At 73.0% G+C, this 20356-nt stretch carries 18 protein-coding genes; 7 read left to right on the top strand and 11 right to left on the bottom strand.

Features of this window, described 5'->3' with window-relative positions; all coding sequences use genetic code 11:
- Positions 1 to 22 precede the first annotated feature (22 nt).
- The 3 genes from ABD343_RS14345 to ABD343_RS14335 all read right to left on the bottom strand — a co-directional run bounded on the left by ABD343_RS14345 (position 23) and on the right by ABD343_RS14335 (position 1622).
- Entirely contained in the window at positions 23 to 517 is a 495-nt protein-coding gene (locus tag ABD343_RS14345) for a succinate dehydrogenase hydrophobic membrane anchor subunit (RefSeq protein ID WP_344527846.1), read from the bottom strand.
- Between the two features lie 6 nt (positions 518 to 523).
- Complete coding sequence (gene sdhC, locus ABD343_RS14340) at positions 524 to 904, bottom strand: succinate dehydrogenase, cytochrome b556 subunit (RefSeq protein WP_344527844.1); 381 nt, start codon at positions 902 to 904, stop codon at positions 524 to 526.
- Positions 905 to 1133: 229 nt separating this feature from the next.
- Positions 1134 to 1622 carry a 2-oxo-4-hydroxy-4-carboxy-5-ureidoimidazoline decarboxylase gene (locus ABD343_RS14335; RefSeq protein ID WP_344527842.1) on the bottom strand — a complete coding sequence of 163 codons (489 nt, stop codon included), beginning with the start codon at positions 1620 to 1622 and terminating at the stop codon, positions 1134 to 1136.
- A gap of 169 nt (positions 1623 to 1791) precedes the next feature.
- Here ABD343_RS14335 and ABD343_RS14330 point away from each other — a divergent pair, with 169 nt between their 5' ends.
- From ABD343_RS14330 to ABD343_RS14320, 3 genes are all read left to right on the top strand, one after another.
- A complete protein-coding gene (locus tag ABD343_RS14330) occupies positions 1792 to 3414 on the top strand; it encodes a beta-N-acetylhexosaminidase (protein WP_344527840.1) in 1623 nt (540 codons plus the stop codon).
- A 358-nt stretch (positions 3415 to 3772) separates the two neighbouring features.
- Positions 3773 to 4528: an RNA polymerase sigma factor gene (locus ABD343_RS14325; protein WP_344527838.1), complete on the top strand. Its 756-nt coding sequence runs from the start codon at positions 3773 to 3775 to the stop codon at positions 4526 to 4528.
- Complete coding sequence (locus ABD343_RS14320; RefSeq protein WP_344527836.1) at positions 4528 to 5895, top strand: hypothetical protein; 1368 nt, start codon at positions 4528 to 4530, stop codon at positions 5893 to 5895. Before ABD343_RS14325 ends, ABD343_RS14320 begins: the two co-directional genes overlap by 1 nt.
- 228 nt (positions 5896 to 6123) lie before the next feature.
- On the opposite strand, the gene ABD343_RS14315 is transcribed toward ABD343_RS14320, so the two are convergent.
- Positions 6124 to 7077: a L,D-transpeptidase family protein gene (locus tag ABD343_RS14315; protein WP_344527834.1), complete on the bottom strand. Its 954-nt coding sequence runs from the start codon at positions 7075 to 7077 to the stop codon at positions 6124 to 6126.
- 266 nt (positions 7078 to 7343) lie between these two features.
- On the opposite strand from ABD343_RS14315, the gene ABD343_RS14310 reads away from it, so the two are divergent.
- Together ABD343_RS14310 and ABD343_RS14305 are read left to right on the top strand one after the other, a co-directional pair.
- Entirely contained in the window at positions 7344 to 8927 is a 1584-nt protein-coding gene (locus ABD343_RS14310) for an acyl-CoA mutase large subunit family protein (RefSeq protein WP_344527833.1), read from the top strand.
- 129 nt (positions 8928 to 9056) lie between these two features.
- On the top strand, positions 9057 to 10250 hold the full coding sequence (locus ABD343_RS14305) for a S1 family peptidase (protein ID WP_344527832.1): 1194 nt from the start codon (positions 9057 to 9059) through the stop codon (positions 10248 to 10250).
- A 14-nt stretch (positions 10251 to 10264) separates the two neighbouring features.
- Here ABD343_RS14305 and ABD343_RS14300 read toward each other — a convergent pair whose 3' ends face one another.
- From ABD343_RS14300 to ABD343_RS14285, 4 genes are all read right to left on the bottom strand, one after another.
- On the bottom strand, positions 10265 to 10651 hold the full coding sequence (locus tag ABD343_RS14300; protein ID WP_344527830.1) for a VOC family protein: 387 nt from the start codon (positions 10649 to 10651) through the stop codon (positions 10265 to 10267).
- Positions 10652 to 10715: 64 nt separating this feature from the next.
- The gene (locus tag ABD343_RS14295; RefSeq protein ID WP_344527828.1) at positions 10716 to 11453 is read right to left on the bottom strand and encodes a helix-turn-helix domain-containing protein; all 738 of its coding nucleotides are present in this window, start codon (positions 11451 to 11453) and stop codon (positions 10716 to 10718) included.
- Between the two features lie 273 nt (positions 11454 to 11726).
- Positions 11727 to 13181, bottom strand: a complete 1455-nt coding sequence (locus ABD343_RS14290) for an amidase (RefSeq protein WP_344527826.1) — start codon at positions 13179 to 13181, stop codon at positions 11727 to 11729.
- 70 nt (positions 13182 to 13251) lie between these two features.
- Positions 13252 to 14730 carry an FAD-dependent monooxygenase gene (locus tag ABD343_RS14285; protein WP_344527824.1) on the bottom strand — a complete coding sequence of 493 codons (1479 nt, stop codon included), beginning with the start codon at positions 14728 to 14730 and terminating at the stop codon, positions 13252 to 13254.
- A 59-nt stretch (positions 14731 to 14789) separates the two neighbouring features.
- On the opposite strand from ABD343_RS14285, the gene ABD343_RS14280 reads away from it, so the two are divergent.
- Positions 14790 to 15443 carry a TetR/AcrR family transcriptional regulator C-terminal domain-containing protein gene (locus ABD343_RS14280; RefSeq protein ID WP_344527822.1) on the top strand — a complete coding sequence of 218 codons (654 nt, stop codon included), beginning with the start codon at positions 14790 to 14792 and terminating at the stop codon, positions 15441 to 15443.
- Between the two features lie 11 nt (positions 15444 to 15454).
- Here ABD343_RS14280 and ABD343_RS14275 read toward each other — a convergent pair whose 3' ends face one another.
- The 3 genes from ABD343_RS14275 to ABD343_RS14265 form a co-directional block, all read right to left on the bottom strand.
- Positions 15455 to 16000, bottom strand: a complete 546-nt coding sequence (locus tag ABD343_RS14275) for a hypothetical protein (protein ID WP_344527820.1) — start codon at positions 15998 to 16000, stop codon at positions 15455 to 15457.
- Between the two features lie 346 nt (positions 16001 to 16346).
- Entirely contained in the window at positions 16347 to 17675 is a 1329-nt protein-coding gene (locus ABD343_RS14270; RefSeq protein WP_344527818.1) for a polysialyltransferase family glycosyltransferase, read from the bottom strand.
- Positions 17675 to 18673 (bottom strand): glycosyltransferase family 2 protein, encoded by a 999-nt coding sequence (locus ABD343_RS14265; RefSeq protein ID WP_344527816.1) that lies wholly within the window; start codon positions 18671 to 18673, stop codon positions 17675 to 17677. The genes ABD343_RS14270 and ABD343_RS14265 overlap by 1 nt, the downstream gene beginning before the upstream one ends.
- A gap of 286 nt (positions 18674 to 18959) precedes the next feature.
- Here ABD343_RS14265 and ABD343_RS14260 point away from each other — a divergent pair, with 286 nt between their 5' ends.
- Complete coding sequence (locus tag ABD343_RS14260) at positions 18960 to 20324, top strand: DUF6716 putative glycosyltransferase (protein WP_344528578.1); 1365 nt, start codon at positions 18960 to 18962, stop codon at positions 20322 to 20324.
- The last annotated feature ends 32 nt before the right edge of the window (positions 20325 to 20356 follow it).

Raw genomic sequence — 20356 nt, 5'->3', positions numbered from 1 at the left:
TCAGCTTCGTCCCGTTCGAGCTTCAGCGGATGTTCGGGTCGAAGGTGAAGATCACCAGCGTGCCCAGCAGGACGGTGAAGACGGTGGCCGTGTAGAGCAGCATCTTCAGCCAGAAGCGGGTGTTGTCCCGCTCGGCGTAGTCGTTGATGACCGTGCGCAGGCCGTTCGCGCCGTGCAGCATCGCCAGCCACAGCATGAGCAGGTCCCAGACCTGCCAGAACGGCGAGGCCCAGCGGCCCGCCACGAAGGCGAAGCCGATCTTGCTGACACCGCCGTCCAGCACGAGCTGGATCAGCAGGTGGCCCAGGACCAGCACCACGAGCACGATGCCGGACAGCCGCATGAACAGCCAGCCGTACATCTCGAAGTTGGTGCGCGACGCCTTCGGGGTCTTGGCGGTACGCGCGCGCGGGGGCTCGATCACGGGGGCCGGGTGGTCCACGTCGTACAGGCTCACGTCCGCCGTGGCGGGCACCGCGTCCTGGACCTCTTCGGTCTTGGTCGTCTCAGTCGACATCACGCATCAGCTCCCGAACAGCTCGCGCAGCGTGTGGCTCAGCACCGGGTAGAAGGCACCGGCCATGAGAACGACCCAGATGCCCATCACGGTCCACAGCATCTGCTTCTGGTACCTGGCGCCCTTCGACCAGAAGTCCACGGCGATGACCCGCAGGCCGTTCAGCGCGTGGAACAGGATGGCGGCGACGAGGCCGTACTCCATCAGGTTGACGAGCGGTGTCTTGTAGATCGCGACAGTGTCGTCGTACGCCTCGGGGGAGACGCGGACGAGCGCGGTGTCGAGGACGTGCACGAACAGGAAGAAGAAGATGAGGACGCCGGTGACTCGGTGAGCCACCCATGACCACATTCCTTCCCGGCCGCGGTACAGCGTTCCAGCCGGCACGGAAAAACCCTCCGGGAGCGGATATCGGGGCCAGCCGGCTTCGATGTCGGTTCAGGCCCGGCCGGGTACGGTCCACCGGCCATCCGTCATCGTAGCGACGCGCTGTCGGCACACCGGTGCCGGGTGTGCAGGTGTGATCAATCAGCCACCGGTTGGCCCAGCGCGAGGCCGGGAGGGCGCGGGCGGAGCGCCGGAGAAGTGCCGGGGGAGTGCCGGGAAAGTGCGGGGCTCAGCCCGCGGCGAGGCGGGCCAGCCGGCCGCGCGCCACCCGACGCAGCTCGTCGGCGGCCACCGCGCGCTCCTCCTCCGGCTCGTTCCCCAGCCGTACGCGCAGGCCCGCGAGGGTCTGGTCGAGCCGCTCGGCGGGCGCCCAGTCGTCGAGGCAGATCACGAACGCGTGCCCGAACCGGCTCTCGTACGCCGCCTGTGCGGCGCGCAGCGCGGTGTGCGCGGCGAGGGTGCCGGGCTGGGGTTCCGTGTGCGGGTGCGGGTGCGGGGCCGTCTCCCCGGCGAGCGCCTCGGACAGGTCCTCGGCCGTCAGGTCGTAACTCGCCTCGTCGGCCGCCGCGAGCAGCGCGTCCACATCCGGGTAGGGGCGGTGCGCCGCCAGCCGGCGCGCCCAGCGGGCGCTCGCGCAGCAGCCGAGGAGGAGCGCCTCCACCTCGTCCGGCCGCGAGGCGTTGAACCGCTCCAGGACGGTGGCGGTGGACAGACGCATGGGCTCCATTCGGATGTGACTTCGGATACAGAAGTGGTGTAGGAGTCTCGTCACCGTAGCCGCGTGGGCAGGGACTCGTCCGACCGAACCCCATCTTTTCACCCGGACGGGAACAGTCTGTGATGCATAGCTGACAAGAGTGGGCTGAAAGGGGCAATACCGTATTCCTATGGGACGTAACTGGCCAAAGACGCTTGCTGTTTCCGGTGGGGTTCTCGCCGCCGGAGCCGTGGCCGCGCTCACGCTGAACGGCCTGACCGGCGATGGTCAGGACGGCGAGGACGGCGGGCACGGCGGGCACGGCACGGACGACCGCGCCGGTGCGTCCCGTACGCCCGGCCCCCCGCCGCCCACGGGCCCCGCCCGGCTCGGGCCCGCGCCCTCCGCGATCCCCTCCGTGCGGGACTGGCAGCCCGTGCGCGGCCCCGGCTGGAAGCCGACGAAGTGGACCCGCGTGGTCGCCGCCCGCGCCTCCCTCGCCGACGAGGCGAAGCTGCTCGCCGGCGAGCTGAAGGTGCCCGTCTCCAAGGGCCCGGCCCGTACCGGCGACGTCGAGCTGAAGACGTCCGGTGAGGCGGGCAAGGGCGGGCGCGAGGCGTACACGCTCAAGAGCGGCAAGGGGCGGATCACCGTCAGCGGCGCCTCCGACACCGGTGTGTTCTACGGCACCCGCACGCTGATCCAGACCTACCGCGCCCAGGGCCGGTTCGCCGACGGCACCGTCGAGGACGCCCCCGACCGGCCGCAGCGCGGCTTCTCGCTCGATATCGCGCGCAAGCACTTCAGCGCCGACTGGATCGAGGACCGCATCCGCGAGATGGGCGACCTCAAGCTCAACCAGCTCCAGCTCCACCTCTCCGACGACCAGGCCTTCCGGATCGAGAGCGACACCCACCCCGAGGTCGTCTCGGACCAGCACCTGACCAAGGACCAGATCCGGCGGATCGTGAAGCTCGCCGCCTCCCGGCACATCGCCGTGATCCCCGAGATCGACTCGCCCGGCCACCTCGGCGCCGTCCTCAAGGCCCACCCGGACCTCCAGCTCCGCAGCGCCTCGGGGAACGTGGCGCGCGGCGCCATCGACATCTCGAAGCCGAAGGCCGCGAAGATCGTCGACGATCTGCTGGGCGAGTACGCGGACCTCTTCCCCGGCCGCTACTGGCACCTCGGCGGCGACGAGTACCAGGCGCTGATGACGGAGAACCCCTCCCGCTCGTACCCCGGGCTCGCCGCGAAGGCCCGCTCCGCGCACGGCGGCGCCGCGGACATCCAGGACCTCGCGACGGCCTGGCTCAACGACCGCGCGGAGACCGTCCGCAAGCACGGCAAGGTCCCGCAGGTCTGGAACGACGGCATGCACCGCGACGGCACCGTGAAGCCCTCCAAGGGCCGCGAGGTCGCCTACTGGACGGGCAAGGAGATCGGCGCCCGGCAGCCCGAGGAGTACCTGAAGGAGGGCTGGAAGGTCCTCAACCTCAACGACGAGTACCTGTACTACGTCCTCGGCCAGCCCAACGACTTCACGTACCCCACCGGCGAGCGGATCTACGAGCAGTGGACGCCCGCCGTGCTGCGCGGCACGAAGCCGGTGCCGTCGAAGTGGGCGGGGAGCGACCGGATCCCGGGGGCGCGTTTCGCGGTCTGGGGCGACCTCGCGCACGCCCAGACCACCGAACAGGTCGCGAAGGGCATCCGGATGCCGCTCAAGGCGACCGCGCAGAAGATCTGGAACCCGTCGAAGCCGAAGCTGTCCTGGCCGGAATTCACCGCCCTCGCCGACAAGGTCGAGTAGCGGGAACGGGCGGAAAAGCGCCGGAAAAACGAAGACGACCGGGGTCGCCACCCCCCACAGGAGAGACCCCGGCCGCCGTCGGGCACGGGCGCACTACGCCAGCGGCTTGCCCGTACTCACCTCAGCGCCGGGGGCCCGCAATCTGTTACGGGGGGCGTACGCCATGTTTCGCGCGCGCGTGGCCGGGTGACCCTGACACCCGGCGACCACACCCTCACGCACCGGGTACCGAGTGGCCCTACTCGCCGGTCCGGCATGGACGAGCGAGCACACTTGGCCTTAGCGTGCTTCCGCGCATCGACGCCGGTCGGTGCGCGGAAGACCGTTCGGTGCGCCGAGAGTGGGGCGAGACACAAGCGTGCAGGGGGACGACGCGGAGCTGACCGCTGCGGTACGCGCGGCGCAGGAGGGGGACGAGGCCGCCTTCCGCACCGTCTACCGCACCGTGCACCCGCGTCTGCTCGGATACGTGCGGACCCTGGTCGCCGACGCGGACGCGGAGGACGTCACCTCCGAGGCGTGGCTCCAGATAGCCCGCGACCTCTCGCGCTTCAAGGGCGACGCCGACAGGTTCCGCGGCTGGGCCGCGCGCATAGCCAGGAACCGGGCGCTCGACCACCTGCGGATGCGGGGCCGGCGCCCGGCGGTCGGCGGCGACGAGAGCGAACTGGCGGGACTCCCCGCCGGCGCCGACACGGCGGACGAGGCGCTGGAGGCCCTGGGCACGGGCCGGACCATGGCGCTCATCTCGCGGCTGCCCCGCGACCAGGCCGAGGCCGTGGTGCTGCGGGTCGTCGTCGGCCTGGACGCGAAGAGCGCCGCACAGGTGCTCGGCAAGCGGTCCGGCGCGGTGCGGACCGCGGCGCACCGGGGCCTGCGAAAGCTCGCGGAGATGCTGGACGCGCCCCCCGAACACCCCGACGAGCACCCGGGCGGACGCCCCGAGCGAGGCGCCTCCGGGACGGCCGGCGGAGCCGCCGGAGGCGGGGCCCCGGGCTCCGCCGGAGGTTCCGCGCGCGCCCCGAGGCAGGGCAACGCCGGGGGCGAGGGCAGGGCACGGGGCCTGGCGCGCGGTGTGACGCATAAAGCCACACGAACGCTGAGGGAAACGTGATGGCGGACGACCGGTACAACTGGCTGGACGAGGAAACCGCGGAGCGCTTGCTGCGCGGTCTGCCGGTCGACGCCCAGGAGACCCGCCGCGAGGGGCACCGGGAGCGGAACCGGAAGGACCGCAGGGGCCCGGGCGCCCTGAACGTCCCCGGTGACGCCTGGTTCGAGGAGGCCGACCGGCGCACGGCGGAACGGCTCGCCTCGGTGCTGGACGCCCTCGCCGCCGAGCACACCCACGCCGAGACCCCCGCGCACGGCTCCACCGCCGTCGAGCTGCCCGGCGAGGCCGCCGCGCTCGACGCGTTCCGCGCGGCGCGCGTCGGCGTGCTGCACAGCGCCTCGGTGGGCATGGCCGGGCCCGGCGGCGATTCCGGTTCGCCTTCCGCTTCCGCCTCCTCCTCCGCCCCCGGGGCCCCGGACGGCGGCCGCGGCGGACGGACGCGCGGCAGACGCGGCACCCCCAGCGAGCGGCGCGCCCGCTCCGTGCTCGGAGGCAGACCCTTGCGTGCCGGGTTCGCCGTGGCCCTCGCGGGCTGCGCGCTCGGCGGCGTCGCGGTGGCCGCGGGCGCGGGCGTCCTGCCCACGCCGTTCGGCGGGAAGGGCACCCCCGCCGTGAGCGTCTCGCCCGTCGCCAGCCCCGACGCGAACCGCTCGCACGGCTCCGGCGAGGCCGGGGCCGACCCGAGCGAGGACGAGGACACCCGCGACACCTCGGGCGGCAAGCCCGACCGCGACCCCGACGGCAAGGAGTCCGCGAGCCCCAGCACGCCCGGCGACCGCCGCTCCTCCTCCGGGGGCCCGGGGCACGGCGGCGAGAAGGGCGACGCGCCCGGCGACGGCGGCGAACACGACGACCGCGACGACGAGGGCGACCGGGGCGAGGGCCACGGCTCCGCCGGCTCCCCCGACAAGCAGGCCGTCGCGAGCGCGCTGTGCAAGGCGTACGAGGACGGCAAGCTCAGCGCGGGCGACCGCAGGAAGCTGGAGCGCGCGGCGGGCGGCAGGGCCGTGGTCCAGAAGTTCTGCGCGAAGTACGACTCCCCGGGCGGCGGCCCCGTCTCGGGCGGCCCCGGAGGCGCGGTCGGCGGCAACGGCGGCTCGGGCGGCAACCACGACTCGGGCGGCGGCTCCGGCGGGTCGGGCGGCGGCCCCGGCAGGCCCGGCTCGTCCGGCGGCGCCACGGGAGGCGGTGAGGAGGACGGCGGTTCCTCCGCCGGCTCCGGTGGGGAGGGTGACTCAGGCGGCTCCGACGCCTCGGGCACCTCCGGCGGCACGGGCACGACCGGCGGTTCGGCCGGTTCCCCCGCGGTCTCGGGCGCGTCCGAAGCGCCCGGCAGGACAGTGACGGGCGCCACACCGTCCCGCTGACACGCGGGTGTGACACTTTTTCTCGGTACGGCGCAGTAGTGAGTGAGCCGACTGGTCATCGGCGGCGCGGTAAGCCCGAGGTTCCCCCCGTACCTCTGGGTTCGCGCGATAGGCGCGGGCGGGGCACGTTCCCCCGGTCCCGCCCGCGCCCCCTCGGGACGGCCGGGGGTACGGGGGTCGCCCCCCGGGAGATCGCAGTCCCCGGTCCCGCCCGCGCCCCCTCGGGGATCACTTGTAGACGACGACTTTGTCGCCAGGGCGTGCCGCGTCGAAGACGGCGGCGATCTTCTTCTTGTTCCGTACGTTGACGCAGCCGTGCGAGGCGCCCGCGTAGCCCCGGGCCGCGAAGTCCGCCGAGTAGTGGATCGCCTGGCCGCGGCTGAAGAAGAGCGCGTACGGCATCGGGGTGTCGTAGAGCGTCGAGTGGTGGCGGCGGCTCTTGAAGTCGACCTTGAACTCGCCCTCGCGGGTGGGCGTGTACGCCGACCCGAAGCGGACGTCCATCGCCGAGCGCACCTTGCCGTCCACCATCCACGCCAGCGTCCGGCTCTTCTTGCTGACGCACAGCACCCGCCCCGACATGCAGCGCGGATCCGGGTCGTCGAGCGGGCGCGTGGTGGGCGGACGCAGCTCGGAGGCGCGGGGCGCGTGCGTACGGGCACGGAGCGCGGACCACAGGGCGTCCGTCACCACGCCGGTGCGCGCGACGCCCTGCCGGCGCTGGAAGGCGCTGACGGAGGCGGCGGTGACCGAGCCGTAGTACCCCGTCGGGTTGAGGTCGAAGAGCTTGAGCTGGCGCAGCCGGGCCTGGAGTTCGCGGACGCGGGGGCCCTGGGCGCCGGAGCGCATCAGCACGGGGTGCGCGGCGGGCCGCGCCGGCGCGGTCGTACGGGCCGGAGCGGAGCGCTCCGGTCGGGGTGCGGCGGATGTGGTCTTCGTCACAGGTGAGGTGGACGGTGCCGTGTCCGGGGTCCGCTCGGCGGGGGGCGTGGGGGCCTGGGAGATCCGTATCGGCGAGCCCTCGTCGTGCTGCCCGGCCGCCCCTTCGCGCACCGCGCAGCCCGTGGCCGCCCCCGCTCCCAGCAGCAGTGCGGCGCCGACCGCGCCCGCGCGGCGCCGCGTGCGCCGCCGCGCCCTTCTCCGCGCGCGCGTGTCCCGTGCCGCCCCTGTTCTCCCGTCCATCCGAACCCCCCGGACAGTCCCGTGGATGTACGGCCCCATCACTGCCCAGCGCGCGGCACTCGCGAACCTGCCGCCCGGCGGGGGAAGCTGTGAGGAAGGTCCCAGGCGACGGCACTCCACGGCTCGCACGCCGCTCGCTACAGTCCGTGTCGGGCGCGGAGCAGCGCAGCAGCACACCCGCGACCCGTGACCGGCCCGGCTCCGGCGGGCCCATGAACGCCATACGACAGCACGTACGGACGCCGCACGCACGGAGGCTTCAGACCATGACACGCCATTCGGAATCCGGGCAGCCCATCGAACCGGTCTACGGCCCGGATGCGCTGAGCGACTGGTCCGCCTCCGAGAAGCTGGGCGAGCCCGGCGCGTACCCGTTCACGCGCGGCGTCTACCCGACGATGTACACCGGGCGCCCCTGGACGATGCGGCAGTACGCGGGCTTCGGCACCGCCACCGAGTCCAACGCGCGCTACAAGCAGCTCATCGAGAACGGCACGATGGGCCTGTCCGTCGCCTTCGACCTGCCGACGCAGATGGGTCACGACAGCGACGCGAAGATCGCGAGCGGCGAGGTCGGCAAGGTCGGCGTCGCCATCGACTCGATCGACGACATGCGCGTCCTGTTCGGCGGCATCCCGCTGGACAAGGTCTCGACGTCGATGACGATCAACGCCCCGGCCGCGCTGCTGCTCCTGCTCTACCAACTCGTCGCCGAGGAGCAGGGGATCGAGCCCTCGAAGCTGACGGGGACGATCCAGAACGACGTGCTCAAGGAGTACATCGCGCGCGGGACGTACATCTTCCCGCCCAAGCCCTCGCTGCGGCTGATCGCCGACATCTTCAAGTACTGCAAGGCCGAGATCCCCAAGTGGAACACGATCTCGATCTCCGGCTACCACATGGCGGAGGCGGGCGCGACGCCCGCGCAGGAGATCGCGTTCACTCTCGCGGACGGCATCGAGTACGTCCGTACGGCCGTCGCCGCCGGAATGGACGTGGACGACTTCGCGCCGCGCCTGTCCTTCTTCTTCGTCTCGCGCACGACCATCCTGGAGGAGGTCGCCAAGTTCCGCGCGGCGCGCAGGATCTGGGCGAAGGTGATGCGCGAGGAGTTCGGCGCGGAGAACCCCAAGTCGCTGATGCTGCGCTTCCACACGCAGACGGCCGGGGTGCAGCTCACCGCGCAGCAGCCGGAGGTCAACCTCGCGCGCGTCACCGTCCAGGCCCTCGGCGCGGTCCTCGGCGGCACCCAGTCCCTGCACACCAACTCCTACGACGAGGCCATCGCGCTGCCCACCGACAAGTCGGCCCGCCTGGCGCTCCGTACGCAGCAGGTGCTGGCCTACGAGTCGGATGTGACGGCGACCGTCGACCCGTTCGCGGGTTCGTACGTCATCGAGTCCATGACGGACGACGTGGAGGCCGCGGCGCTCGACCTGATGCGCCAGGTCGAGGACCGGGGCGGCGCGGTCGCCTCGATCGAGCAGGGCTTCCAGAAGAGCGAGATCGAGCGCAGCGCGTACGCCATCGCGCAGGAGACCGACAGCGGCGAGCGCGTGGTGGTCGGCGTCAACCGCTTCCAGATGGCGGAGGAGGAGCCGTACGAGCCGCTGACCGTCGATCCCGCGATCGAGCAGCAGCAGGCGGAGCGGCTCGCCGGGCTGCGCGCCGAACGCGACGGCGAGGCGGTCGCCGCCGCCCTCGACGAGCTGCGCAAGGCCGCGGCGGGCGACGAGGAGAACGTCCTCTACCCGATGAAGAAGGCCCTGCGCGCCCGCGCGACGGTCGGCGAGGTCTGCGACGCGCTCCGCGAGGTGTGGGGGCGCTACGTGCCCGCCGACGCGTTCTGACGGACGCGGACGCCCGTTGAACCATCCCTGGCAGTGATCCGTGGTGGCGTACGCATCAGGCGCACGTGTATGTCCGACCACCGGATTCAGGGAGTGGAGATGTCTTTTCGTCTGGGCCGCAGAATGAGCGTGACCGCGGCATTAGCGGTGGCCAGCGGTATCGCGCTGACCGTGGGCGGGATTCAGACCATGAACGTGGGCAGTTCGCAGTCCGACGGCGGAGACGGGGAGAGAACCGAGGGGATCACCGCCGCCTACGCCAAGGCGCGGAATATGAGCGTGGACGAGGCCGAGACCCGGCTCAACCGCCAGGAGAAGCTGGTCAAGACCGACAAGAAGCTCAAGCGCTCGCTGAAGCCCGAATGGAGCGGCGGCACCTGGATCGACCAGAAGAGCGGCAAGCTCGTCGTGGGCGTCACCGACGAGCGGCACGAGGACGACGTCGAGGGGGACGGGACGGAGACCCGCCTGATCAAGTACTCGGCGGAGGACCTGGAGAAGGCGAAGCGCTCGGTCGACAAGCTCGCCGAGCGCTTCTCTCCGAGGGGCGCGACCTGGTATGTCGACGTCCGCGCGAACGCGGTCACCGTCAAGGTGGCGAAGTCCACGCTGGACAAGGGGAAGACGCGGCAGTTCGTCGACGCCGCGCGGGCCCTGGGGCCGGTGGTGAAGGTGCGGACCACCGAGAAGCCGGTCTCCAGCAACGTCGGCATCACCAACGGCAAGAAGATCGAGAGCACGAACGGCACGAGCTGTTCCGCCGGATGGTGGGTCAAGGACAAGAGCGGCGCCGACCTGATCATGACCGCGGGCCACTGCACGGACGGCGGCCACTCCCTGTGGCGGTACAACGGCCTGCACTTCGGGGGCACGACCAATACGAGCTACGAGCCGATGGACTGGGGCACCATCCACGTGGACGACATCGCGGCCCCGCGCCCGACGACGGGCGTCGACATGGCGGAGGGCGACCACGCGAAGATCTCCGGCCTCGGCAAGGCGCCGGTCGGCACGGAGATATGCAAGTCCGGCTACAGGTCCGGGCAGACCTGCGGCCCGATCCTCGCGCACGACATCACGGTGACCTACACGGACGGCACGGTGCTGGAAGGCATGTCGTCGGCCAACCTCGTCAGCGACAGCGGCGACAGCGGCGGCTCCGTCTACCAGATGGACCCGGAGAGGGAGGACACCCACGTCATCGCCCAGGGCCTGCTCAGCGGGTCCACGGAGGGCACGGACGAGGACGACACGATGTACTACCAGCCCATCGAGTCGGCCCTGCTCGACGGCGACCTGATCTTCGTCAAGTCCATGGATTAGGCCCTGGGCCCTGGCTAGAGCTTGGGCGCGTACGTGCCGAAGCTCCAGAGGTTGCCCTCGGGGTCCCTGGCGGCGAACTCCCGTGAGCCGTAGTCCATATCGGTGAGCGGCATCACGATCTCGGCGCCCGCCGCCTCGGCGGCGGCGTGGAGCGCGTCCGGGTCGTCCACGACGACATAGACGGTCGTGGGCCCGGACCCCGCCATCAGGCCCTCGTCGCGGGCCTGACCGAACATGACGACGCCGTCGCCGCGCCGCATCTCGGCGTGGACGACGGTGCCGTCCTCGGCCTCGTGCGCGGCGAGGGTCGTGAAGCCGAAGGCGCGCTCCAGGAAATCGAGCGCGGCGCGCGGATCGCGGTAGGACAGCACGGGGACGACGGTGGGTGACTGGGAAGACATGACGTCCGTCCTTTCTGGGCCGGTCTGGTTCGGTCTGGGTCGGCCTGGTCTGGCTCCTTCGACGCTACGGACCGGCCGGTGCGGGGTCTTGGACGAATGGGAACGCGCCGTCCGGCGGGTGCCGCTCCAGATAGGCGGTGGGGGAGCAGCCCGCGAGGGCGCGGAAGTCCCGGCAGAGGTGCGCCTGGTCGAAATAGCCGCACTGGTGGGCGGTCTCCGCCAGCCCCGAGCCCGAGCCCGCGCCCGAGCCCGCGCCCGGGCCCCGGGCGGCGCCGAGCAGGGACAGGGCGCGCTGGAAGCGGGTGACCCGTGCGAACGTCTTCGGCGTCATCCCCGTCTGCTCCCGGAACCGCCCGGCCAGATGGCGTCTGCTCCAGCCCGTGTCCCGCGCCAGCTCGGCCACGGGGACCAGGCCGCCGCTGTCCGTCAGCAGCCGCATCGCGCGGGCGACCTCGGGGGACATCGCCGGCCCGTCCTCGGCGAGCGCGCCCAGCGCGCGGTCCAGCAGCGCGAAGCGCTCCTCCCACGACGGGGCCTCGGCGAGCCGTTCCTGCAGGTCGCGGGGCCAGGGGAGGTCTTCGAGGGGCACCATCCGGTTCCCGTACTCCCCGGGCGGGACGCCCAGCGTCGCGTACGCCCCCGCGGGGGTGAGCTGGACCTCCAGGCCGTGCTGCCGCCCGGCGTGCCGGGTGACCACGGGGCCGTCGAAGAGCCCGGCGACGAAGCCGGTGAACCGCTCGGGCGGGGCCCCCGGGCGGGAGGACGCGGCGAGGGGCTCCCCGAAGCTGAGGATCAGGGTCACGCCCCCGTACGGCACCTCGGCGCGGCTCAGGGGGGCGCGGGTCCGCTCCCAGTAGCCCTGGTATGGCCCCGGACAGCGCGGTGAGCGGCGGCGCGGGAGCCCTCTCCCACATGCGCCAGCCGAAGCCCTCCTCGACCCGCCCCGTCGCGCGTACCGGCATGTCTCCACCGTGGCAGACACCACTGACAGCCACCCGTCGGCGGTCACCCCGCTGCGGTCACCCGCCTGCGGTCACCCGCCTGCGGTCACCCGCCTGCGGTCACCCGGCGGCCGTCACATGTCGGCGAACTCCGGCCAGCGCTCGTACCAGCGCCGGTCCGCTTCGAGCTGGGCGGCGAGCGAGATCAGCAGCGGTTCGCCGTGCGCGGGACCGAGGAGCTGCGCGCCCAGCGGCAGCGGGGCCTCGCCGGGGCCGGGGGAAGCCATCCCGGCGGGGACGTTGACGCCGGGCCAGCCCAGCACGTTCCAGGGCCAGGCGTACGGACAGTGGGCGATCATCGTGCGGTCCGTCTGCCAGCTCGACAGCCGCATCAGGTCGCCGACGCGCGGGGGCGGGGTCGCGGTGGTGGGCGCGAGCACCACGTCGTAGCGGCGGAAGATCCGGCCGACGTACCGGTGCAGCGGCCCCTCGGCCGCCCGCGCCACGCGCAGCGGCGCGCCGCCCAGCAGCCGCCCGGTGCGGGCCGCGCCGCGCGTACGGGGGTCCAGCAGGCGCTCGTCCGGCATCCGTCCGGCCCAGTCCCGGATGCCCGCCGTGGCACGCGGCACGAACGTGAGGCCGATCGGCCCGTAGTGCGGGTCGGCCTCCTCCACCTCGTGGCCGAGCGCGGCGAGCCGTTCGGCCAGGCCGCGCACGGCCGACTCGACGACCGGGTGGAGCCGCTTGGGCGTGGCCGTGAACGCCGTACGGGTGGAGAGCGCGATCCGCAGCCGCCCCGGGTGGCGGGTGGCGGCGGCGCGCGCCTCGACGGGCGGCGGCCGGTGGAGCTCGCCCGGGTGGTTGCCCGCGGCGGCGTCCAGGAGCAGCGCGGCGTCGTGCACGGTCCGCGCGAGCGTTCCGTGCACGGTGATCCCGTTGAACGCCTCCGGGTCCGGCCAGGTCGAGATCCGCCCGCGCTGCGGCTTGATGCCGATCAGGCGCGTCCAGGAGGCGGGGATACGGACGGAGCCCGCGCCGTCCGAGCCGAGCGCCGCGGGGACCAGCCCGGCGGCGACGGCGGCGGCCGCGCCGCCGGAGGAACCGCCGGGCGTGTAGGCGGTGTTCCACGGGTTGCGGGTCGCGCCGAAGGCGTGGCCCTCGGTGAAGGGCCACTGGCCCAGCTCCGGGCTGTTCGTCTTGCCCACGATCACCGCGCCCGCGGCGCGCAGCCTGCGCACGACCTCGGCGTCGGCCGTCTTGCGCGGGAAGTCGCCCGCGCAGCCGAACGCCGTGGCCTCGCCCGCGACATCGGTGTCGTCCTTGACGGCCACGGGCACGCCCAGCAGCGGCAGCCGCCGCCCCTCGGCGAGCGCCCGGTCGGCCCGTTCGGCCTCGGCGAGCGCGGCCTCGGCGCGGACGACGCGGAACGCGTTGAGGACGGGCTGGCTCGCGGCGATCCGCACCAGCGCGCGCTCGGTCAGCTCGCGCGAGGTCACCTCGCCGGCGGCCAGGGCCGCGGCCTGTGCGGCGAGCCCGGGGACCGTGGGGGAGCGGCGGGGAGCGGCGGGCGGACCGGTCTCGGATGACACGACGTGCACCTCCAGGAGTCGCCCTCACTCTCCCCGAAGTCGCACGACCGCGAAACCCGTCGGTAACAAGCTAGAGGGAACGCAGCCAGTCCATGACGTCCCCCGGGGTCTCCGTCAGGAGCGCCACATAGCCGTCCGGGCGGACCAGGCACAGGGCGCGCTCCGGATAGCCGGGCGCGGACGGTACCTCGTACGGGCGGACATGGGGCGGGAGATCCTCCGGCGGCCGGGCTCCGCCCAGGGCGAGCAGGGTGAAGTGCGGGCCCCTGTAGGCGTCGAAGAGGCGCAGGCTCGTGCCGTCCGGCAGCGGGCACGCGGCGTCGGGCGCGCGGTCGCCCGCGCGGAGCCCGTCCTCGGGCGGCGCCGCGCGCCGCTCCCACGCCAGGGAACCGTCCCGGTAGGAGAGGTCCAACTGGTGCGTCTCGTGGCCCCGTCGGGTCCCTCCCGTGCGGTGCAGCCGGGTGGACAGGCCGAGCATCCCGGCGGCCAGGGGCGCGCGCTCCTCCTCGTACGTCTCCAGCAGCGCGGGAGCGGCGTGGCCGCGCAGCACCAGGCCGAGCTTCCAGCCGAGGTTGTAGGCGTCCTGGACGCTGGTGTTGAGGCCCTGGCCGCCCGCGGGGGAGTGGATGTGCGCGGCGTCGCCCGCCAGCAGGACCCGGCCCTCCTGGAAGCGGTCGGCCAGCGCGGCGCTCGCCCGGAAGTCCGAGGCCCAGCACACCTCCTTGACCTGCTCGGCGTCCAGATGGCTGCGTGCGGCGACCAGTCGGCGTACGCGGGCGAGCCGGTCGTCCGACTCCCCGAGCCCCGCGTCCAGGGCCACCAACTGGAACGTGCCCGTCCCCGCCAGCGGGCACAGCGCCAGCGCGCCGCCCTCCGCCGAGGGCCACACGTGCCAGTGCAGCGCGTCGATCCCCTCGACCCGTATGTCCGCGATCAGGGTCGGCCGCTCGGTGAGGCTCTCGCCGTTCATCCGGACGCCCAGCGCGTTGCGCACGGTGCTGCGCCCGCCGTCGGCCGCGACCAGCCAGGCGGCCTGTACGGGCGGGCCGTCGGCGAGGTGCGCGGTGACGCCGTCCGCGTCCTGGTCGAGGCCCGTCAGCCGCGCGCCGAACTCCACGTCCCCGCCGAGCGCGCGCAGCCGCTCGTACAGCAGCTCCTGGGTGCGCCACTGCGGCAGCATCCACACCTCGCGGTACGGCACGCCGGGGCCCTCCGCGCGCTCGACCATGTCGTGCTCGCCCGTGGGCCGCCCGTCCTCCCACGTCCGCATGCGCGGATACGGGCCGCCGTCGCGCAGCACCGCGTCCACGAGCCCGAGGTCGTCGAGGACCTCCAGCGTGCGGGGCTGCAGGCCCTTGCCGCGCGAGCCGGGGAAGAGGCCGCCGGAGGCCTCCACGAGACGGGCGCGGACCCCGCGCCGGGCGAGATCGCAGGCCAGGGCGAGGCCGGTAGGACCGGCGCCGACGATGAGGACCTCGGTCCCGCCGTCGGTCCCTGCCCTCGCCCCGGTCCCCGTTCCCTTCTCCTTAACGCCGTTAAATTCGCTCATGCGGGCAGGATGCGCTTAACTTTGTTAAGGAGTCAAGAGGAGACGGAAGGACGGTGCCCATGGCCGCCGCGCGGCTCGACCCCGACCAGGTGGTGCGCACCGCCCTGACGCTGCTCGACGAGGTCGGCCTCGAAGGGCTCACCCTGCGCCGCCTGGCCAGGGAACTCGACGTCCAGGCACCCGCGCTCTACTGGCACTTCAAGAACAAGCAGTCCCTGCTCGACGAGATGGCCACCGCACTCCAGCGCGAGCTGGACGAGACCGGCGGCCACCCCGAGCCCGGCGCGCCCTGGCAGGACTGGTTCAGCGAGATGTTCCGGCACCTGCGGCGCGGACTGCTGCGGCACCGCGACGGTGCCAAGGTCTTCGGCGGCACGCGTCTCACCGGCACCGGGCACGCCGCGCGCCAGGAGGAGCACCTGCGGCTGATGACCGCCGCGGGCTTCACGCCCGGCGCCGCCGCCCGCGCCTTCTTCATCGCCTACACCTTCACGATGGGCTTCGTCATCGAGGAGCAGGCGGTCCACCCCATGCCGGGCGAACGCACGCCGGGTTACGACGTGGAGGAGCGTGCGGCCCGGCTCGCCCCCGAGCACCCCCTCGCGGCCGCGGTGAGCGGTGACTTCTTCGGCGACGACTACGACGCTCGCTTCGAGGAGGGCCTGCGTGCGGTGGTGGCCGGGGTGGAGGCCACCCTCCTGACAGCCTCTTGAGTACGGCTTTCCTAGTGCGGCGGCAGCTTGTGGTGAACCGTGAAGTCGCCCTTCTCGACGGTCTCGTACGGCGCCGCGCTGAGACAGGGCTCGACCTTCATGCGGCGCAGGTCGCCGTCGCCGCCGCCCCAGCTATAGCCGACGCGGTCGTGCCGCCCGTCGTCGTACACGGTGAAGCCGACGCGCTTGCCCTTGGCGCCCTTCAGGTCGGTGCGGGTGATGATGCCCGTGGCCGTGGCGACCGGGCCGCCGGTCTCCAGGCAGTCGATACGGCCCTCGGCGAACGCGCCGTCCTTGCCGTCGGGTGTGTAGTGGCTGAAGCGGAACGTGCCGCGCGAGGTGCCCTGCGGAAGCTTGTTCCAGCCGAAGCCGTGCGCGTCGAACGCGAAGCGTATGCGCTGCCCGTCCTCGCGGAACATTTTCGCGGCCCCGACGAGTCTGGCCTCGCCCTTGCCGCCGTCCTCCTCCGAGGCGGACGCGTTGGCCCCCGCGGCCGTCGCCGTGAGGAGGACGAGGGCTCCGGCTGCGAGTGCGGAGCGGCGGTGAACAGTACGCATAGGGACCTCCGTGAGACGCCGAACAAGACGCCTCCAGGGTCCTGCGTGGCCGCCCCACCCCACATCAGCCCACGGCCGTCACCCCGTCAGCCCCTGGTCTGACAACGAGCCCATCCCCCTTGCGACTTGAGGGCTACGGGGGCCAAGGCTCCGGGGCTTGCCCGTTCAGGGGTGCGGGGAACTGCGCGAGCGGCCACGGCGCGGCCGCAGCCTGCCATGCACAGTCCGGGGCAGCCCGTGCTCAGCCTCATGTCCGGGTGCCCGGCGAAGTGGGCTGCGCTTGCCAGCCCTCCGCCTTCGCGCAGACCTCCCAAGCGCTCAAGGGAGAATCGGGGGCGCAGTGGTGTCAGCTCAGGGCTCTTTTCAGGGCTCGGGCTCGGCGGGCTACGCGGCGCACCGCTCGGTTGCGGGGGACGAACGCGAACTGGCGCGGCAACGCACCCGGAAGAGCCAGCGCTGTCAGGCGGCGCCGTTTGAAGTAGGGGCGGGTCTCCTCGTTCAGGTGGGCGGAGAGGAAGCTCTCGACCTCGGGGCGCAGCTCCGGATAGATCTGCGGCTGCATGCAGAAGCCGACGGCACGCACCAGCCCGTCGAGGTCCGCGGGCCGCCCGGCGGCGCCGTCCCGTTCGACGTCGGGCAGGAGCGCGTCGACGAGGGTCACCGGAACCCGGTTGCTGTTCTGGTACGGGGTCACCCGTTCGAGCAGGACCTCGGTGCCCGTACGGGCCGCCGGCAGGCCGTAGAACGCCGTCGCCGTCAGCAGCGCCGTGGAGAAGCAGCCCACGACGAGCGCGGGCCGCGCCCGCTCGTACAGCACCTCCGCCAGCACCGGCGAGCTGAGCACCGTCAGTTCGACGCCCAGGTCGCTCGCCTCCTTCTCCAGCGCGCGGGAGAAGCGCGCGGGCGCGACCGGGTGCGGCTTGAAGACGATCCGGCGGTGGCCGCGTCCGGCGGCGCCGCGCAGCATCCGTACGTGGAGCTGCTCCTCTTCCTCGGGGCTGAGGATGTTCAGCGCGGAGAGGTACTGGCCCAGCAGCAGCGCCGAGCCCTCGGGCGCCTCCGTCACGGACGGCGGCGCGTCCTGGGCGATCTCGGCGAGCACGGCGGTGAACGCGCGCGCCGGTACGACCTCGGAGGTCACGCCGAACTCCGAGAGCAGCAGCGGGGAGAGCCCCGGGACCAGCTCCAGGTAGAGCAGGCGGCGCACGCGCGTACCGACGAGGGGGTCGAGCTTGTTGCGGGTCGGGCCGTAGCTCATGAGGCCGTCCGCGTACACGTCGACCGGCGCGTCCGGGAAGAGGCGCGCGAGCGCGAGCGCCGGGTCGACCTGGATCGACTCGACGGCCAGTTCGACCTCGTCCTCCGGACCGTCGCCCAGGTTCCACAGCATCCGCAGATACCGCTCCCACATCGGCACGTCGTCGGAGCGGGGCGACCAGCCGCCGGGGTGGAACGGGCGGATCGCGTCGTTCCACGACACCACCCGGTCGAAGCGGTCGCGCAGCCGCTCGAAACCGGGCATCTCGTCGAGCGGGGGCGCGGTCTCCGGCGACGGCGCGTTGTTGCTGACCAGCAGCAGCCGGTTGTCGGCGGGGCCGAAGCAGTCCGCGTCCAGCGCGGCGGCCAGCGTGGCCGCCCCGTACAGCGTGGAGGCGAAGAAGATCTGCGTACGCATCAGGCGGCCTCTCCGTCCACGGCCTCGGGGGTGGCGGCGGCGTCGGCCGGGCGGCGCCGCAGCCGCCGCAGCCGGGAGGCGCGCTCGGTGTCCATGGAGTCCAGCGCGTCCGACAGCAGGTCGGACGGCAGGCGCTTCAGGGCTGCGGCGCTCAGCGTGCGCAGTTTGCGGGCCACTTGCGGTTCGAACCTTCCGCTCGTGAGGTGGTGGGAGATGATCGCGCAGTACGTCCGTACGGCCTTCGGCAGCAGCGTCGCCGCGTCCTTGTCCCGCGAGGTCTCGTCGATCACCTGGTCGAAGGCGCGGATGAAGTCGAGCTGGCGCACGTCGCCGATCTGCGTCAGCGAGGAGGCGACCCCGCGCCGGTAGAAGACGCCCAGCAGGCCGACCGCGGCGAAGGAGCGGGCCTCGCGGTGCAGCCGCCAGATCCACGGCCGGTCCTCGGCGGTCCGCAGCCCGTGCCGGAAGCGCAGCACCCCGTCGTCCAGCAGCCTGCGGTGGTAGATCCCGGCCCAGGCGTACGCGTAGTCGACCGAGGTCGTCCGCCCGGCGGGGAGGATCGCGTCCCTCGGGTCGACCACCACCCCGCGCCGCCCGTGCGGGACGCGCGCCAGCGTACGGGCGCGCGCCGTGCACTGGACGTGGTCCGTGCGCACGAAGTCGCAGCCGAGGCGCTCGATCGTGGCGACGAGATCGTCGTAGTAGCCGGGCGCCAGCCAGTCGTCACCGTCCAGGAAGGTGATGAACTCGCCGTTCGCACGGTCCAGTCCGGTGTTGCGCGCGGTGGCCAGCCCGCCGTTGCGCGCGTGCCGGACATGGACGGCGCCGGGGAGTTCAGCGGCGGCGCGCTCCAGAATCTCCGGCGTCTCATCGGTCGACGCGTCGTCGACCAGAATGAATTCGAAATCCGAGCGCGCATTCGCACGCAGACTCCGGAGCGTTTCCGGGGCATATGACTGCACGTTGTAGAACGGCACGATGACGGAGAGCTTAACCACGGAGGGGACCCTAGGTGTCCCGCCGAGCTCCGTCTTGACCTGCTGCGGACCCCGGGGTGAACGGCGCATGGCGGAACGGTGAACGCGGCTCGGGATCGGCCCGGTTGGCCATTCGTCGGTGTGCTGTTAACCGTCTGTTGCATTTGCGTTGGGCCTTTTTCCGGAATCCCTTTCTAGCGTCTGCGACGTGCCCTCACGTAACTCGACCACCAGCTCGGCGGCCGTTCCGGATCATGAATTCGGTGACGCGGCGGCCGGGCACGCGGCAGGACCCGCGCGGATCGCCGTGCTCGCCGACTCGGACACCCGCTGGAAGTGGGGAGCGCTCACCGCGCGCCGCCTCGCGCCCGGTGCCCGCATCGACGGCCTGCTGCTGCGCGGCCGCGCCACCCCGACGCCCCGGCAGCTCGCCGAGGTCGGCGTCACCGTGGACGCGCTGCGCGAGGTGACCGGTTCCGAGTTCGTGCGGACGGCGGGCCGGGGCGAGTACGACGTCGTCGTCCTCGCCTGCGTGGGCGGCGCCGTCCAGGCCATGCTGCACGGCCTCGCGCGCGCCGAGCGCCGGCCGGTCGTCGTGACCGGCTACGTCGGCGTCGTCTACGAGAAGCTCTCCGACGGCCTGCTCCTGCGGCACGGCGCCGACCTGGTGCTCGCCAACTCCCCGCACGACGCGGACCGCTTCCGCGCCGTCTACGAGGGGGTCGGCGCCGACTCCGGCTCGGTGGTCGAGAGCGTGCTGCCGTTCCTGGAGGCCGCGCCGTCCGAGAGCGCGCCGTCCGAGGGGGATGCCCTGGAGGAGGGGCCCGGCGAGGACGCGGTGAGCGGGGACGACGGGCCGTTCACCGTCGTCTTCGCCGTCCAGCCCTCCGTGCCCGCGGGGCGCGCGGACCGCGCGTACCTGCTGCGGCGCGCCCTCGGGCACGCCCGCAAGCACCCCGAGCGCGAGGTGCTCATCAAGCTGCGCAGCAAGCCCGGCGAGCACACCACGCACATCGAGGAAGAGCCGTACCAGAAGCTCGTACGCAAGCTGCCCGCCGCCGGTCCGGAGGGCGGGCTGCCGCCCAACTGCCGCCTCGTCTACGGCCACATGGGCACCATTCTCGACCGGGCCCGCCGCACGGGCGGGCTCCTGGTCACCGTCAGCTCGACGGCGGCGCTGGAGTCCCTGCACCGGGGCGTGCCCACCGCCGTACTGACCGACCTCGGCGTCCGCGAGGCCCTGGGCAACCACTACTTCCTTGGCTCCGGCTGCCTGGCCTCCTGGGACCAGCTCGACGAGGGCGCCCTCCCCGAGGCCGACCCGGAGTGGGTGGAGCGCCAGGGAGCGGGCGGCGGCGGGCGGGGCTTCCGCACGGCGCGGGAGCGCGTGGCCGAACTCGTCGCGCGCGCCCGCGCCTCGGAGAACGGCGGCCTGCCGCCGCTCGCGCCGTACTACACGCTGCGCACCGCCCCCGGCTACCTCCCGGGCGTCCTCCGCCGCTACGGGCTCGGCCCGGACGGCATCCCGCTGGCGGGCGCCGCGGACGGCGCCGCGGCGGGGGCCGACGGGCCCGGCGTCGTACGGCGGGCGCTGCGCGAGGCCGCGCGCGGCGCGTACCGGCACGGGGTGCAGCGCGTCGCCCCGGTGATCCGGCGGGTGGGCGAGCTGTGAGTGACCAGTCGGCGAACCAGTCAGGAGCAACC

Source organism: Streptomyces albiaxialis (assembly GCF_039530985.1).
GTDB lineage: Bacteria > Actinomycetota > Actinomycetes > Streptomycetales > Streptomycetaceae > Streptomyces > Streptomyces albiaxialis.
This window is presented reverse-complemented; position numbering and strand designations above follow the sequence as displayed.

Excerpts from the sequence above, each read along its gene's own strand:
- ABD343_RS14320 (WP_344527836.1), top strand. The coding sequence starts at position 4,528 with ATGGCGGACGACCGGTACAACTGGCTGGACGAGGAAACCGCGGAGCGC.
- ABD343_RS14315 (WP_344527834.1), bottom strand. The coding sequence starts at position 7,077 with ATGGACGGGAGAACAGGGGCGGCACGGGACACGCGCGCGCGGAGAAGG.
- ABD343_RS14275 (WP_344527820.1), bottom strand. The coding sequence starts at position 16,000 with ATGCGTACTGTTCACCGCCGCTCCGCACTCGCAGCCGGAGCCCTCGTC.
- ABD343_RS14280 (WP_344527822.1), top strand. The coding sequence starts at position 14,790 with ATGGCCGCCGCGCGGCTCGACCCCGACCAGGTGGTGCGCACCGCCCTG.
- ABD343_RS14270 (WP_344527818.1), bottom strand. The coding sequence starts at position 17,675 with ATGCGTACGCAGATCTTCTTCGCCTCCACGCTGTACGGGGCGGCCACG.
- ABD343_RS14345 (WP_344527846.1), bottom strand. The coding sequence starts at position 517 with ATGTCGACTGAGACGACCAAGACCGAAGAGGTCCAGGACGCGGTGCCC.
- ABD343_RS14285 (WP_344527824.1), bottom strand. The coding sequence starts at position 14,730 with ATGAGCGAATTTAACGGCGTTAAGGAGAAGGGAACGGGGACCGGGGCG.
- ABD343_RS14310 (WP_344527833.1), top strand. The coding sequence starts at position 7,344 with ATGACACGCCATTCGGAATCCGGGCAGCCCATCGAACCGGTCTACGGC.
- ABD343_RS14335 (WP_344527842.1), bottom strand. The coding sequence starts at position 1,622 with ATGCGTCTGTCCACCGCCACCGTCCTGGAGCGGTTCAACGCCTCGCGG.
- ABD343_RS14300 (WP_344527830.1), bottom strand. The coding sequence starts at position 10,651 with ATGTCTTCCCAGTCACCCACCGTCGTCCCCGTGCTGTCCTACCGCGAT.
- ABD343_RS14330 (WP_344527840.1), top strand. The coding sequence starts at position 1,792 with ATGGGACGTAACTGGCCAAAGACGCTTGCTGTTTCCGGTGGGGTTCTC.